Source organism: Polynucleobacter asymbioticus QLW-P1DMWA-1 (assembly GCF_000016345.1).
Taxonomy (GTDB): Bacteria; Pseudomonadota; Gammaproteobacteria; order Burkholderiales; family Burkholderiaceae; genus Polynucleobacter; species Polynucleobacter asymbioticus.
Window position 1 is genome coordinate 1,315,212 of sequence record NC_009379.1, and the last position, 15,496, is coordinate 1,330,707.

General features: G+C 45.9%; 11 protein-coding genes and 1 pseudogene. 1 reads left to right on the forward strand and 11 read right to left on the reverse strand.

The genetic code is table 11. The features are described from left to right. Positions 1 to 62: 62 nt before the first annotated feature. Complete coding sequence (locus PNUC_RS06560) at positions 63 to 1,349, reverse strand: IS110 family RNA-guided transposase (protein ID WP_011903090.1); 1,287 nt, start codon at positions 1,347 to 1,349, stop codon at positions 63 to 65. An 81-nt stretch (positions 1,350 to 1,430) separates the two neighbouring features. Here PNUC_RS06560 and PNUC_RS06565 point away from each other — a divergent pair. Next, positions 1,431 to 1,709 (forward strand): annotated as a pseudogene (locus tag PNUC_RS06565) (IS30 family transposase); the annotation flags it as partial. A gap of 64 nt (positions 1,710 to 1,773) precedes the next feature. Here the strand turns inward: PNUC_RS06565 and xth are convergent. From xth to hrpA, 10 genes are all read right to left on the reverse strand, one after another. After that, positions 1,774 to 2,622: an exodeoxyribonuclease III gene (xth, locus tag PNUC_RS06570; RefSeq protein ID WP_011903091.1), complete on the reverse strand. Its 849-nt coding sequence runs from the start codon at positions 2,620 to 2,622 to the stop codon at positions 1,774 to 1,776. Further along, positions 2,615 to 4,069, reverse strand: a complete 1,455-nt coding sequence (gene ntrC, locus PNUC_RS06575; protein ID WP_011903092.1) for a nitrogen regulation protein NR(I) — start codon at positions 4,067 to 4,069, stop codon at positions 2,615 to 2,617. Before ntrC ends, xth begins: the two co-directional genes overlap by 8 nt. Continuing rightward, positions 4,066 to 5,184, reverse strand: coding sequence for a nitrogen regulation protein NR(II) (gene glnL, locus PNUC_RS06580; protein WP_048812264.1), 1,119 nt, complete (start codon positions 5,182 to 5,184; stop codon positions 4,066 to 4,068). Before glnL ends, ntrC begins: the two co-directional genes overlap by 4 nt. A 29-nt stretch (positions 5,185 to 5,213) precedes the next feature. Next, the gene (glnA, locus tag PNUC_RS06585) at positions 5,214 to 6,629 is read right to left on the reverse strand and encodes a type I glutamate--ammonia ligase (protein WP_011903094.1); all 1,416 of its coding nucleotides are present in this window, start codon (positions 6,627 to 6,629) and stop codon (positions 5,214 to 5,216) included. A gap of 206 nt (positions 6,630 to 6,835) precedes the next feature. Next, a complete protein-coding gene (locus PNUC_RS06590; RefSeq protein ID WP_011903095.1) occupies positions 6,836 to 7,699 on the reverse strand; it encodes a competence/damage-inducible protein A in 864 nt (287 codons plus the stop codon). Further along, positions 7,692 to 8,561 (reverse strand): EI24 domain-containing protein, encoded by an 870-nt coding sequence (locus PNUC_RS06595; RefSeq protein ID WP_011903096.1) that lies wholly within the window; start codon positions 8,559 to 8,561, stop codon positions 7,692 to 7,694. Before PNUC_RS06595 ends, PNUC_RS06590 begins: the two co-directional genes overlap by 8 nt. Before the next feature lie 30 nt (positions 8,562 to 8,591). Next, positions 8,592 to 9,563 (reverse strand): sterol desaturase family protein, encoded by a 972-nt coding sequence (locus tag PNUC_RS06600; protein ID WP_011903097.1) that lies wholly within the window; start codon positions 9,561 to 9,563, stop codon positions 8,592 to 8,594. Positions 9,564 to 9,566: 3 nt separating this feature from the next. Beyond that, positions 9,567 to 10,346 (reverse strand): polysaccharide deacetylase family protein, encoded by a 780-nt coding sequence (locus PNUC_RS06605; RefSeq protein WP_011903098.1) that lies wholly within the window; start codon positions 10,344 to 10,346, stop codon positions 9,567 to 9,569. Between the two features lie 9 nt (positions 10,347 to 10,355). Next, positions 10,356 to 11,393: a YVTN family beta-propeller repeat protein gene (locus PNUC_RS06610; protein ID WP_011903099.1), complete on the reverse strand. Its 1,038-nt coding sequence runs from the start codon at positions 11,391 to 11,393 to the stop codon at positions 10,356 to 10,358. 59 nt (positions 11,394 to 11,452) lie between these two features. After that, entirely contained in the window at positions 11,453 to 15,493 is a 4,041-nt protein-coding gene (gene hrpA / locus PNUC_RS06615; protein WP_143070066.1) for an ATP-dependent RNA helicase HrpA, read from the reverse strand. Positions 15,494 to 15,496: the final 3 nt, after the last annotated feature.

The window sequence follows — 15,496 nt, forward strand, 5'->3', positions numbered from 1 at the left end:
ACGTTTTGGTCTTTACCCTACTTAAAACAATCTGAGGTCCCAGTGGAAGGTCCAAACATTATCTACGAGGTCCTTGCGGCCTCTACGGCCCTACAGAGAGGGATCGATCCACTGGGTAAAGCTTTTTCATAGTAACCTTGATACATCTGTTTTGACTTCACTAATCCATACACTACACGCGCCATCTTCGCTGCCACCGCAGTCCTAGCCTTGCGCTGTAAATCCTTATCCTGTGGTGCGCCTTTAATATAGCGGCTATATTTTTGCTGGAAACTATTTTCTGGTTGAGCGATAGCAGTGTTCACTGCCATCCATAACGCCAAACGTAAACGCGCATTACCTCGTTTGGAGATTTGTTCTTGACCACGATAGTTGCCTGATTGATTTTTGGCTAGATCAAACCCACAATACTTCAAGAACTGACGATGATGGCTAAAGCGACGTAGATCCCCGCCTTCCGCCAGAATCGTTAGGGCATTAATCGGGCCAATCCCCGGAACACTTTGCAAGATGGCAGAGTCCGGGTTATCGGCCAATACTGCTTGAGCCGTCTCTTCTAATTGCTTGCGACAAGCATTGATCTCTTGATAGCGTCTCAGTTGTATTTGAAAGGTTTTGCAAGCCAAGGAATCTGCCTCAACAGGTAGTCCAATGCTATGCAAGGCGGTCTCATAGAGCTCAATAAGCTTAGCCGCTTTATTAACCTTGCGGCCAATGACAGGGCTGGCAATCTCGCAAAACGCTTCTTGAGAGTGCTTCGTTACTGCGCTAGGGATGGGGAAGCGCAAAAGATAATTAATCCACCAGTCTGCGCGAGTACTGTTCCACCATTTACCCATCTCCGGAAAATACAAAGGCAGGTAATGAGTGAGGATGGAATGCTGCAGGCGCGTGCGACTCAAGGTCACTTGATAGTAGGTTTTAGATAACTCTTGGAGATCATGATGCCCTGCAATTAATGGGTCAACATAACGTTGAGTAATCCCTTGCTTAAGCAGCTCTAAAAGCACTGCAGCATCCTTGGGATCATTTTTATCCCAGGAGTTGAACATCACCTCCCGATACCGGGCGCTCGCTACCGAGGAAATAAAACAGACTTCAAACCCCGCCGCTACCAAGCGATGCCCTAATGCGCGGTGGTAATTGCCGGTTGCCTCAAACCCAATAATGCAAGGCGGCGGTAAGCTCTTTAGAAAAGCAATAAAACGATCATGATCGGCAGCAGAATTAGCCATCCGAAAATGCTGCCTTTTACCCGCCTTGGTCTCGCTTAACACGGCATTAAAGTCCTTGGCAATATCGATTGCAATCCATGCCCCAAAGGGTTTATTGTTTAAGTGGTCAGCCATAGCAATACTCCTTATTGATGATCTCGCAATCACCAGCATGGCTTAAATTGCTGCGGCTGACTACCATTCTGCATGTACTACGGCAAGGAATTTGCCGAGCACGCCAGGATTGATACAGCTCTTCAATCAACGACGTACTTTGCGGATCCGTTTGCTAGTTGGCAACGTGGATCAAATGAAAACTTCAATGGTCTATTGCGGCAATACATCCCCAAAAAGAGACCGCTATCTACTGTGACCGATAAGGAGCTTAGAATGATCCAAGACCGTTTAAACAACCGACCTAGAAAACGATTAGGATTTAAAACCCCCAATGAAGTATTTATGCAGTCTTTAAACCGTGTTGCACTTCGTGTTTGAATCTACGATAGGAATTAAAGTAGATATTTTTTGGTTTGACAAACTAATACAGACATCTCAATAGCTACTCCTTTGCGATCTCTGCGACAACGGGGGCATGATCAGAAGGTTGCTCCCAACTTCTGGGAAGTTTATCAACAAAACTGGCACTGCATTTTTCTTTTAGGGGGTCGCTGAGCAAGATATGGTCTATCCGCATACCGGCATTTCTTCTAAAGCCCATCATGCGGTAATCCCACCAGCTGTAAGTCTTAGGTGTTTGCTCAAATATCCTAAAAGAATCGCACAAGCCTAATTTAATGAGCGATTCAAATGCAGCTCTCTCTGGAGGAGAAACTAAATTCTGGCCTTCCCACGCTTTTGGATCATGTACATCTGCATCGGCCGGAGCAATATTAAAGTCCCCCAATAAAGCTAAGCGAGTATTACTTTGTAACTCTTGCACGAGCCAGTCTTCTAATGACTGCATCCAATTGAGCTTGTACGCAAACTTGTCGCTATCAGGGGACTGTCCATTAGGGAAGTACGCCGAAATCAAACGAATAGGCTGCATTCCTGCAAATGGAATCGTGGCAGCCAATATGCGCTGCTGCTCATCTTCGAAACCAGGAATATTTCTGGCCTGTTTTAAGAAAGTGGTTGATTCATCAGATGCAATTGGTGCCAATGCAGCTTTGCGAACAATAATGGCTACACCGTTATAGGTTTTTTGTCCTGCTGCCAAGCTGACATAACCTTCGTCTTCTAGTTCTTGATGGGGATACTTGTCGTCAGTGAGTTTAAGTTCTTGCAAGCAAAGTGCATCAATTGGCTGGTTTGCTTGTTCCTGATCTTTTAACCACCGAATAACGTGTGGAAGGCGAACCTTTAAGGAATTCACATTCCATGCGGCGATTCGAATTGAATCAGTCATCTATCCCCAATTCCTGTAATTTTCGTGTGATGGTATTGCGACCGATACCTAATCGCTGAGCCGCCTCGACTCGACGGCCACGAGTAACCTCTAGAGCTGCTAGCAATACGGCTTTTTCAAAACGCGAACATAAAGCATCGAAAACCTCTTTATCGCCATCCTGAAGCATTTTGACAGCCAAACGACCAAGACCCGCTTCCCAATCACCAGGGGCAGTCTTGCTAACCACTGTAGCGCCAACTGAAGATTCACCCTGCGATGTAGCGATAGGTAATTCGCTAGCCTGCGCAACAATATCTGCCGGTAAATCGCTCAAGCCAATGATATTAGCTGGTGTCATCACCGTTAGCCAATGGCATAAATTTTCCAGTTGACGTACATTTCCAGAGAAAGGCATGGCGCTCATCTCTTTCAAAACCTCGTCTGATAATTTCTTAGGTTCTACACCCAAAGATTTAGCGCATGCCAGCATAAAATGCCTTGCCAACATGGGAATATCCTCATTACGCTCACGCAACGATGGCATTCTTAGGCGAATGACATTCAAGCGATGTAATAAATCTTCCCGGAATAAACCTGCAGCAACACGACTCTCTAGGTTTTGATGTGTCGAGGCAATAATGCGCACGTTTGCCTTAATAGGATCGTGACCGCCAATGCGATAGAAATGACCATCAGTTAAAACGCGCAAGAGTCTTGTTTGCAAATCAAATGGGAGGTCACCAACCTCACCTAAAAATAGTGTGCCACCATCAGCCTGCTCAAAGCGACCACGACGTAAAGCTTGGGCACCGGGGAAGGCACCACGCTCATGTCCGAATAATTCAGACTCAAGCAAATCTTTTGGTACTGCTGATGTACTCAATGAAACAAAAGGACCTTTAGCGCGCGGGCTGTGTTTATGCAAAGCATGTGCAATCAATTCTTTCCCAGTCCCAGACTCACCGGTAATTAATACGGTGGCATGAGACTGCGCTAAGCGGCCAATAGCGCGAAATATTTCTTGCATCGCAGGTGCTTGGCCAATAATCTCTGCGTCATTTAACCTAAAACCGGCCATTTCCTTGGAGCCTGACTCACTACGAATACCCTGCTCTACTGCACGATGAATTAGCTCAACTGCTTTTTCTACATCAAAGGGTTTAGTGAGGTATTCAAATGCACCACCCTGAAAGGAAGAGACAGCCGAATCCAAATCGGAGTACGCAGTCATGATGATGACTGGTAATTGTGGGTGGCTAGCTTTAACGTGCTGCAGCAAATCCAAGCCATTCCCGCGAGGCATACGAATATCTGAAATCAGTACCTGTGGGGTTTCTTTTTCCAAGGCATTAAGCACATCATTTGGGTTAGAAAAGCTCTTATGCGGAATATTCTCTCGCGCTAAAGCCTTTTCTAAAACCCAACGAATAGATTGGTCATCGTCGACGATCCAAATTGGTTTCATGATGTTTTCTCCTGCTTGCGGTATGGAATTTGAATATGAAAATCAGTACGGCCTGGGCGACTATCGCATGCGATAAATCCCTGGTGCTGTTGAACAAAAGTTTGCGCCAAAGTAAGGCCTAAACCACTACCTCCTTCGCGCCCTGAAACTAATGGAAAAAAGATACGCTCAATAATCTCTTCCGGAATCCCCGGCCCGTTATCAATTACATGTAAATCCATGGCTAACTTATAGCGATGTTTAGCAATCGTGACGGAACGCGCTACCCGGGTCTTTAATTCAATCTGCGCAACACCCAAACGAATCTCCTCGGAGAGTGCTTGCGCAGCATTATGAACAATATTGAGGGTTGCCTGAATCAATTGCTCGCGATCCCCCATGACATCGGGTAGACTGGTGTCATAGTTGCGAATAATTCGCAAGCCTTTAGGGAATTCCGCTAACACCAAACTACGCACACGCTCTAAGGCTTCATGTACATTAAAAGCCTCAATGACATGGGCCTTGCGGTGCGGCGCTAAAAGGCGATCAACCAAACTCTGTAGACGGTCAGACTCTTTAATAATGACCTGGGTATATTCATGTAAGCCCTTTTCAGAAAGCTCAAACTCTAATAATTGAGCAGCCCCACGAATACCCCCTAAGGGATTTTTAATTTCATGCGCCAAATTACGCATTAACTGCTTATTTGCTTCAACCTGTTGTGTTACACGTTCATCGCGCTCACTACGCAACTGCTGATCGATTGGAAACCATTCCATCATGATCAAACTAGGATCCTCAAGGGAAGCGATGACAACATGAGCTGGGACAGTGCCTTGATGAATGCTTCCTGGTACTGAATGCAACAACATTTCTTGACGTTGAGTGGCTACATGGCCATGACTGACTTCGCTAATCATGCTTGCAAGTGCCTCATTCTCACCAAATAAATCATGCACAGATTGACCCTCAAGTGATTTACGCGAAAGATCGAGTGCTGACTCAGCAGACTGGTTCACATAAACCAATTGTTGGTTCTGGGCCTCAAAAACCACGATGGCATTGGGCATTTGATCGAGCAATGTCGGAAAAAAAGGAGCAGCCGAAGCTGCTCCCTTGAACGAATTGCGCAATTTTCCTGCGCTCAAGTTCTTTCCTTCGCTTACAGGGAGTAGTACATATCAAATTCGATTGGATGTGTAGTCATACGGAAACGTGTGACATCTTCCATCTTCAAATTGATATAAGCATCAATCATAGATTCAGTAAATACTCCACCGCGAGTCAAGAACTCGTGATCTTTCTTCAATGCATCCAATGCCTCTTCCAAGCTCGCGCAAACAGTTGGGATCTTTGCATCTTCTTCTGGTGGCAAGTCATACAAGTTCTTGTCAGCAGCGTCGCCAGGATGAATCTTGTTCTGTACGCCATCCAGACCCGCCATCAACAAGGCAGAGAATGCCAAGTATGGGTTAGCTAATGGATCAGGGAAGCGAGTCTCAATACGACGGCCCTTAGGGCTTGGAACGTGTGGAATACGAATAGAAGCTGAACGGTTACGTGCAGAGTAGGCCAATTTCACTGGGGCCTCAAAGCCTGGAACCAAACGCTTGTATGAGTTTGTGCCTGGGTTAGTAATCGCGTTCAATGCCTTAGCGTGTTTAATGATGCCGCCAATATAGAACAATGCGAATTCTGACAAGCCTGCGTAACCATTACCAGCAAACAAGTTCTCACCATTCTTCCAAACGGATTGGTGAACATGCATACCAGAACCGTTATCGCCAACCACTGGCTTAGGCATAAATGTTGCTGTCTTGCCATAAGCATGCGCTACGTTTTGAATGACATACTTCTGCCAGATAGTCCAGTCAGCGCGTTGTACCAATGTGCTGAACTTAGTACCCAATTCGTTTTGGCCTTGACCAGCAACTTCATGGTGATGCACTTCGACTGGAATTCCTAATGATTCGAGAATCAAACACATTTCAGAGCGCATATCTTGGAATGTATCTACTGGTGCTACTGGGAAGTAACCGCCTTTTTTACCTGGACGGTGACCAGTATTACCACCTTCGATTTCTGCGCCAGATGACCATGGAGCTTCTTCGGAATCAATCTTCACGAAGCAACCCTGCATGTCGGCACCCCAACGAACGCCGTCAAAAATAAAGAATTCTGGCTCTGGACCAAAGTAAGCAGCATCACCTAAACCGGTGCTCTTCAAATACGCTTCAGCGCGTTTAGCGATAGAACGTGGATCGCGATCGTAACCTTTGCCATCAGCTGGCTCGATAACGTCACATGTGAGAACCAAGGTTGGCTCTTCATAGAATGGATCAATGTAAGCAGCTGTTGGATCTGGTCTCAACAACATGTCAGAAGCTTCGATACCTTTCCAGCCGGCAATAGAAGAACCGTCAAATGCATGACCGCTCTCAAATTTATCTTCGTCAAAAGCAGAGATAGGAACTGTCGTGTGCTGTTCTTTACCCTTTGTATCTACAAAGCGGAAATCAACGAATGTACATTCTTTCTCTTTAACCAACTTCATCACATCAGCGACGGTCTTCGTCATGCAAATCTCCTCTATTAACTAAATTTGGAATTCCTAAGCAAGGCATACACCCTTGTTCATTCCAGGCATTCAACATGCCTAACGGATGTATCTAATTTACTGAAGCAAACAACAGGGAATGATCATTATTGCACTGTTTAAGTGCTCAATTACCCGTTTTATAGCCTGAAAATATCCTTTTTGCACTAGATTAGTGCAAATTAGACTCAGGTGATATCGTGAATCTCATAACCCAGCTCTTGAGTGCCAGCTCGCAAGGCAATCCAGGCGCTTTCCAGCAAATTGGCATTGCCTTTAATACCCAGTTCAATGTGTCTTTGGGCGTAAACGCCGTCCTTAGAGGCGTCTCCTACGGAGGGCAGGCTAAACACCTTTACCCCAGGGAAATTGGCCTCAATATTCTCCATCAGCGGGGTTAAGGTGGACTCAATGCCCTTGGGAACAATAAAGCTCTTCTCCACCTTATTTTCTTGATGGAATAAATCCTTGTAATAGGTGTCTAAGCACCAAGCCATCATCGGCGCTGCCATCACTGGGAAGCCCGGTACAAAGTGATGCTCTTTGATCCGAAAACCCGGAATTTGGTTATAGGGATTGGGAATAATTTCACTACCAATGGGAAACTCCCCCATCTTGAAGCGATGTTGATTCTCTGGAGTATTCAGATCAGATTTAATCGGATCACCTTCGGCCATCGATTGAATGCGGCCAGCAATCAACTCTTGCGCAGAAGGATGCAATTCTGTTTTAGTTCCTAATGCAAGCGCCGCACACTGACGCGTGTGATCATCTGGAGTGGCACCAATACCGCCCGTACTAAACACCACGTCACCACTTGCAAAACTCTCTTTGAGAGTGGCAGTAATTTGCTCTGGATCATCAGCAACATATTTTGCCCATGCAAGGCTCAGGCCTCTTTCGTTTAATAAATCAATCAAAGTAGCCATGTGCTTGTCTTGACGGCGTCCCGACAAGATTTCGTCGCCAATCACGATCAAACCAAAACGCCTAGCCGCTTTAGCATCACTTGCCGGCTCATCAATTACCACTTTTTTCAATGCATCAACCATGGTACGGAAGCTCCAAATCAATTACACGAGTTTCTACTGTTAAGGCTTTATCCAATTCTTGTTGGCGCAATGTTTTTAATGCATCGAGCAAGAAGTGACTAAACCATAAGGCAGCAAAGACAAAAATTAAGGAATAGATCCACAACGCCACAAAGCTGACAATCGGAAACAAAACCAATGCTAGCGCTGAAGTAGCCCAAAAGAAGGTAGGAACTGCGCCCAGCATGCCTGAGGCTATACCCATACACAATAAGGGCCAACGGTATTTTTCCAATAATAAATCTCGCTCTTGGGAGCTCGCATGTTTCGCCAGCACGTCATACGACATGAGGCGCATGGTTAACCATCCCCAAAGTAGCGGAGGCAATACTGCTACGAGGGGTGGCAACCACCAAACCGGTAGCGTCAATATCACCAAGACCAAACAAAGCAAAGCAGACCAAAGTGTGTAAACCAGACTTCCCCAAAAGCCCCCACCCCGTTTAATTTCTAGGCCTTGATACCCGGCCTGTCTTGCAACAATATTCACGATTGCAGGCACGGTAGTAAAAGCAATAAAAACTAAGAGACTAATGGTGATCAAAGGAATGATCAGCATTACAAAAAATAAAGGGGCAATCCATGCTCTCGCATTTTCAAAGCCAGCCCAAATCAACCCGTCTTGAATCCAACTGGTAAAGATGGAATTAGTAAGAAAGATGCTCAGCATTTCTAAGGCGGGCGTCCACGTCAACCAAATCAGACATCCCCACAAAATTGACACGATCAAAAATGGTCGCAAACTGAGCCAGAGCATTCTGGGGTGCATCGTTCCTACGAGCGCTAACCCAAAAGACTTCACCACCTGTTGCAATCCGATCATAAAACTCCTATTACACGCTCAGAGACGTGTTTATTTGGGCAATAATTCTTTAACGGAACGTACCAAACCTTGCCACTGCTGAGTAATCACATTATTAGACACAGTTAAGTTTCGCACGCCTGTGGGGTAAACCTCTTTTGGAAAGATTGCAGTGCTAAAAAGCATATCCCACCAAGGAAACAAAATCCCAAAGTTACAGCCACCCAAAACACCTGGCTTACCAATTGCTTCATGTCCATAACCTACCGCATGGTGCAGGCGGTGATACATCGGTGAAATCAATACAAATCTTGCGGCACCAAGATGAACCTTGATATTGGCATGCTGCCAGCTCTGAATAAATTGACTTAATGCAATCAGCATGATGAATTGACCGGGAGATACTCCAAACAATAGCGCGAAGAAAGCCATCAAGGTCGTGCGCATGATGTCATCTAATACGTGATTGCGATTGTCTGACCAAGCAGTCATAACGGTTTGACTATGGTGCAAGGTATGTAACTGCCACCACCAATTAAACGTATGTGAAGCGCGGTGATACAAATAATCAACAAAATCGAGCAAGATGAGATAAATCACAAAACTCACTACAGGAATGGAGGTCACCCCAGGCCACCATGACTCTACATTGAGACGATCAAAGCGAAAGTCATGCAGGATGGAATCTAGCTCAAAAAAGAATCCTGAAAGTGCAATAAACATCAAGCCATGAAATATTCCTAGGCGATGAAAAAAAGTATAAAAAAGATCTGCCTTACTAGAAGAGGAAAACCGTTCTTGAGTTTCCGCAGGGGCAATGCGCTCCCACACCCTTAAAACAATCATGATTAAGAAAATCTGTACGCAACCAAATAAAAACCAATCTATTCCGTCGAACGCATCTTCTGCCCATGACATTAAATCAAACTGATAAAGAATAGGTCCTACGATCGCGGCAAAAATCCACTCCTGAGCACTTCCATAAGCGCTAGAGATTGCTGAAGTGATGGCGTTGAAATCCATGTCTTATTTTGATGGATTAGTAGGATTTTTGGGCAGTAAGCCAAAACAAAACCCGCGACCCTTGAGATTAGCAATTAACTGCTCCAAAACAGCTGGGGCCCATGGGTCCTTCCGAGACCAAATACCTAGGTGAGCCATCGTAATATCCCCATCAGCCAGATCTCGACTGGTCTTTGCTAATAAAACGTCGTTCGGATAACGATCAGAATTGAGTTCATCACCTGAAAAACCAGCGGGTGCCCAGCCAATATGTTGGTAACCACATAAATCGCCGATCCGAATTAATGTAGGCGAGGTTTTTCCACCAGGTGCACGCCAGATTCTTTGTAGGGGCTGATTTGTCATTTCCTGAAAGCGTTGATCTACACGACGAATTTGCTTACACATCATCGCTTCGTTGTAGAGAATGGTTTCCCCCGCCTTTGGACCAAACTGCGGCTTTTCATACACCGCACCCTTAGGGCCATCTTTCACAAAGTAATCATGATCATAGGTATGGCTACCGAAGTGATGACCCTCATGAGCCAACTCTTGCCAAAATGGCTTCCATGAGTCTTCCAAGGCGAAGTCACCTCGAAAAGTTTTTTCATTGGCGAGAAAAAAAGTTGCTTTTACATTTTGGCGCTTCAGTATTTCCGCCACTTTATGTGCAACTGACATATTGCCGGTGTCAAAAGTGAGGTAAACCGTTTTATTGCACGCAGGCGTCTGAGCACTAATTCCAAAGGAAAAAAAGCCGAGCAAAAGCACGGCTGCAATACGGATAAAAACTGTATGACTCATTCCGAGCTCTTACTCCCATCCTGCTCTTGGAGTGAAGAACACACCATGCGGTGATTTACCAACCGGAATAACGGCCACCAACTTCATTGATGGGATATCAATTACGCCAACCTTTTTCGAGAAACGGAAAGTGACCCACATGGTCTTGCCGTCTGGCGTGATCTCCATGTCATCCGGGCCGGCTGGCAAGCCAGTAATATCTCCCACCTTTTCTAGGGTTTGCATATTAATCAAGCTAATCGTAGAACCAATACGGTTACTCACAAATACATGCTTCTTATCCCCAAGTGGACGGAAGTTATGCGCGCCCTTACCTGTATAGATTCGCTTTACTTCCTTGCGATTTTTCCAGTCAAATACTTGTACATTATCTTCGCCAGTAATGCCAACCAATAAATATTGATCGCCAGGAGTCATCCACAAACCAGCGGGCACTTTTCCAGTGGGTATTACCCACAAGACATTTTGTGTTTCTAGATCAATTGCTGCCAACTCACTAGAATCTTGCAAGGTAATAAAAGCAATTTTGCTATCCGATGTAAAGGCAATGTGACTTGGTGTTTTAGGTAACTTAAGAGTTTTAACTAATTTCAGATTAGCGCTATCAGCAGAATAAATATCTACACGATCCAAGCGATTACCATTTGCAATAAACCACTTGTGATTCGGTGAATAGCCAATTTGGTATGGGTCAATGATGTTTGGAATCTTGCCGGTTAACTCACCAGTAGTAGGATTCATGAGAACAACATCGTTACCGGCAGCATTTGCAATCAATAGGGTTTTTTGATCCGGCGTCATCATCAAGTGATGGGGCTCTTTACCAACGGGAATGGTTTTAACCACTTCGCGTGTATTCATATCAATCAGACTGACAGAGGCTGCACCCGAATTCAGAATTACCGCTAACTTTGGTTGTGCGGCAGGATTTGAAGGGGAACTAGGGTTGCCAGCCTGTGCAAAAGCATTTTGATTCGCCAACAGAAGAGCAAATACAGCGGAAGTCGCAAGTATGCGAAATCCTCTAATCTTGTTAAATGTATACATCCCTCTATTGTAAGCAATTGGAAGGCTTTAAAAGCCCTCTAAGCATCAATGGATTTGATCTAGCGCAAGCTGGCTAAAACCTTTTCGAGACGCTTTAAGGACATAGGGGTTGGTGTTTTAAGCTCCTGAGCATATAAAGCTACCCGTAACTCTTCTAGCTGCCATCGAAAATCAGTTAAGGCCTGGTCTTCAGTCATTGCATACGAAGCAGCCCCTTTATTTCCTTGCATGAGCTTTTGCCATGGACGTGCAACGGATTCCCAGTCTTTCTGGCACTGAGCATCGCGACTCGGGTTAGAGCGTAATTTATCAATTCGCATCGCAATCGCTTTTAAATACCGTGGCACATGAACCAATTGGGCATAAGGTATATCAGCCACAAACTTCGGAAAGATTAATCCCTGCATCTGCGCTTGAATATCAGCATAAGCACTTGGTGAGGCGGCTTTTGCACTGGCTATCTTTTTCTGAAGATCTGCATGGGCCTGCAATGCATTTAAAGCATGACGAGAAATCTCTTGGGCAATCAGCGCTAACCTAGGTTTACCTGCTTGCAATCGCTCTGTAAATTGTTCGGCGTTTACTGGAAGGGATTCACCCATGAACGCACGCTCGAGTGCAAGATTGAGAATGTGATCTATTAAACCTTCTACTGAACCGACATTAATAAAAAGCAATCCCAATTCTCGAATGCCGGGCAACTGTTTTTGTAATGCCTTGAGCGTATCTTTATTACTCAACGCAAACAAGCGACGCAATCCTAAAGCATGCTGTTTACGAGCCTCCAGCAGATCATCAAATACCTCTAGATCACAATAATCGATACGGTCCACTAAAGCGGGATAGCCAAATAAAGTTTTGTTGCCTTTTTGAATCTCTAAAGTTTCAGGTAGCTCACCAAATTCCCATGCGCGATAGCCGCCCTGCTCTACCTTGCGGGCATTAGCCTCGTTAGAGCTGTTACTGCCAGCCTTCTGGGTAGGCTCAACACCTAACTCTACTTGCGCAGTCTCTTGGGCTATTGCCTGGAAGGCGCTACGGGCCGTCTCACCATACTCGGAACGCAAGCGAGATAAGTTACGCTCTACCTCCAACTGACGGCCATGTTCGTCAATGAGGCGAAAGTTCATTGATGAGTGCAGCGGCAAAGATTCAGGCCTAAAGTCTGTACGTTTAATTTCGAGCCCGCGCTCTTTGCGGATGTCACTAATGAGGCTATCTAGAAAGTCGCCTACTCCAAATTGCTTCTCTTCTAGTTTTCGCTCAAGAAAAGATTTTGCATAATCGGGTAGCGGCACACAGTGACGTCGTAACTTCTGGGGCAATGATTTAAGCAATAGATGAACCTTTTCCTCACACATGCCAGGCACTAACCATTCACAACGGCGGCCATCCACCTGATTTAGTTGGGTCAAAGGAACGACTAGCGTCACACCATCCTTAGGGCTGCCGGGCTCAAAGTGATAAGTCAGACTGAGCTGTGCACCACCTACCAACATATTTTTAGGATAACGATCTACTGTGATACCAGCCGCTTCATGTCGCATCAAATCGGCTTTTTCTAAGCGGAGCTGACTATCTAATTCAGGGTCTTTACTAAACCATGCTTTGAGACTTTCACGACTACGCACCTCTTTTGGAATTCTGGAGTCGTAAAAGGCAAAGAGTAGATCGTCATCTACCAATACATCAGGGCGACGCGAGCGATGCTCTAGCGCTTCAATTTCTTTAATAAGTCGACGGTTATGCCAAAAGAAGTTAAAGAGATTGGGATACTTTTTCTTGGCATCTGTTTCGGTCTCTCGCTGAAGTGCTGGAGTATCCATGCGCCCAAACATCTCTTCTTGCACTAAAGCCTGGCGAATAAATAATTCTCTCGTTTCATCGGGGTTATGGGGCTCATAACGGACTCGGCGACCATGGTAGATGGGTAAGCCATATAAAGTGCCCCTCTCAAAGGCCATGACCTCACCTTGGCGGTTGTCCCAAAATGGATCACTGAGGGATTTGATCAGGCGATGTGCAGCAACTCGTTCCACCCATTGGGGTTCTATTTTGGCAATCGTGCGTGCATACATGCGATTGGTTTCTTGTAGCTCACCAGCCAGAATCCAGGCGCCTGCCTTTTTACCTATCGTTGATCCCGGCCAAATAAAGGGGCGAATCCCACGTGCGCCAACATACCCGCCGGTTTTGCTATTGCGGTCTTGGGATTTTTCATCCTCTTCTTTTTTGGCAACATAACCAAGCAAACCCGTTAGCAGGGATAGATGTACCTGCTCATAAGTTGCAGCTAAGCCGTTCTCTTTCCAGCCCTTCTCGCCTAACATCGTGTGCAACTGACCATGAATATCACGCCACTCACGCAGACGGCGCGGTGACAGAAATTTACTTTTACAGAGAGTCTCTAGCTGACGATTGCTATGCTTATGTTGCAAAGCATCTTGATACCAATTCCACAGCTTAACGAAACTCAAAAACTCTGAGCGTTCATCCGCAAACTGCAAATGAGCTTGATCTGCCGCCGTAGCTTGATCCATGGGGCGATCGCGAGGGTCTTGCGTAGCTAATGCAGAAGCAATAATGGTCACTTCTTTTAAGGCGTTCTGTTCTTTTGCCGCTAAAAGCATTCTGCCAATACAGGGGTCAAGCGGTAAATCTGCTAATTGCTTACCAATGGCGGTGAGCTTAAAGCTATTGTTAATATCTTTTCCATCTGCCGGCTCAGATTCGTCAAATTCAATGGCGCCCAACTCATCTAGAAGTTGCACACCATCGGCAATCGCTCTTCCTAAAGGTTTATCAATAAAAGGAAAGTGTTGAATCTTAGGCAAACGCAATGAACTCATACGTAGAAGCACTGAAGCCAAAGAGCTTCTCAGAATTTCAGGGTCGGTAAATTGAGAGCGGCTTTGATAATCCAGCTCACTATAGAGACGTACGCAGATACCATCCGAGACACGACCGCAGCGGCCTGCCCTTTGATTGGCCGCCGCTTGAGAGATGGACTCAATCTGGAGTTGCTCTACCTTATTGCGATAGGAGTAGCGCTTTACCCGTGCCAAGCCACTGTCAATGACATAACGAATATTAGGAACGGTTAAAGAGGTCTCGGCAACGTTGGTCGTCAAAATGATGCGGCGTCCATTTCCTGGGCTGAATACTCTTTCTTGCTCCGCAACCGATTGACGGGCAAACAAACTCAAAATCTCTGGGTGAAAGCGTTGCTGCAACACGTGGTCCTTGCGCAAAGCTTCCGCGCAATCTCGGATCTCACGTTCGCCCGGTAAAAAAACCAGCACATCTCCTGAACCAGCGGCACCTTCACGCCATAAGCTCGCAATCTCTTCTGTCACCGCATCCGAAATTTCCTTGGCAGCCTTGGATGCCTTTTTACCATCAGGTTTAGCGTCTGGTTCCAAGGGTGAGTAACGCTGCTCTACTGGGAACAAACGGCCGCTCACTTCAATGACTGGTGCGACTTTGCCATTTATGGCGAAGTGCTCTGCAAATCTCTGGGCATCAATGGTTGCTGAGGTGATGATCAGCTTAAGATCTGGCCTCTTGGGCAGCAGCTGGCGCAAATAACCTAATAAGAAATCAATATTGAGACTACGTTCATGAGCCTCATCAATAATGAGTGTGTCATAGGCACGTAGTTGAGGATCGCGCTGAGTTTCAGCCAGCAAGATGCCATCAGTCATCAACTTGATTGAAGCGCTATGACTAGTCTTGTCAGCAAAGCGTACTTGGTAGCCCACATCCTGACCAATAGGAGAGCCTAGCTCTTGAGCAATTCTCTTTGCTGTGGCAGTGGCTGCAATTCGGCGAGGCTGTGTGTGGCCGATTAGCTTGCCGCCATTGATCGTCCCACGACCCAGATCTAGGCAGATCTTTGGAAGCTGGGTGGTCTTACCTGAACCCGTCTCACCGCATACGATCACTACCTGGTGGCTCTGCAGGGCATCCTTGATGATCTGACGCTGACCTGAGACAGGTAATTCTTCCGGAAAGCGGATTTCTAGCTTGCGCCGGGTGTTGGAGGCAGGCACAGGCTGTGAGATAACTTTGGGTTTTTGTTGGTTTATAGGCTCTTGCACCCT

Coding starts and splice junctions, on each gene's coding strand:
- PNUC_RS06560 (WP_011903090.1), bottom strand. CDS start 1,349: ATGGCTGACCACTTAAACAATAAACCCTTTGGGGCATGGATTGCAATC.
- xth (WP_011903091.1), bottom strand. CDS start 2,622: ATGACTGATTCAATTCGAATCGCCGCATGGAATGTGAATTCCTTAAAG.
- ntrC (WP_011903092.1), bottom strand. CDS start 4,069: ATGAAACCAATTTGGATCGTCGACGATGACCAATCTATTCGTTGGGTT.
- glnA (WP_011903094.1), bottom strand. CDS start 6,629: ATGACGAAGACCGTCGCTGATGTGATGAAGTTGGTTAAAGAGAAAGAA.
- PNUC_RS06590 (WP_011903095.1), bottom strand. CDS start 7,699: ATGGTTGATGCATTGAAAAAAGTGGTAATTGATGAGCCGGCAAGTGAT.
- PNUC_RS06595 (WP_011903096.1), bottom strand. CDS start 8,561: ATGATCGGATTGCAACAGGTGGTGAAGTCTTTTGGGTTAGCGCTCGTA.
- PNUC_RS06600 (WP_011903097.1), bottom strand. CDS start 9,563: ATGGATTTCAACGCCATCACTTCAGCAATCTCTAGCGCTTATGGAAGT.
- PNUC_RS06605 (WP_011903098.1), bottom strand. CDS start 10,346: ATGAGTCATACAGTTTTTATCCGTATTGCAGCCGTGCTTTTGCTCGGC.
- PNUC_RS06610 (WP_011903099.1), bottom strand. CDS start 11,393: ATGTATACATTTAACAAGATTAGAGGATTTCGCATACTTGCGACTTCC.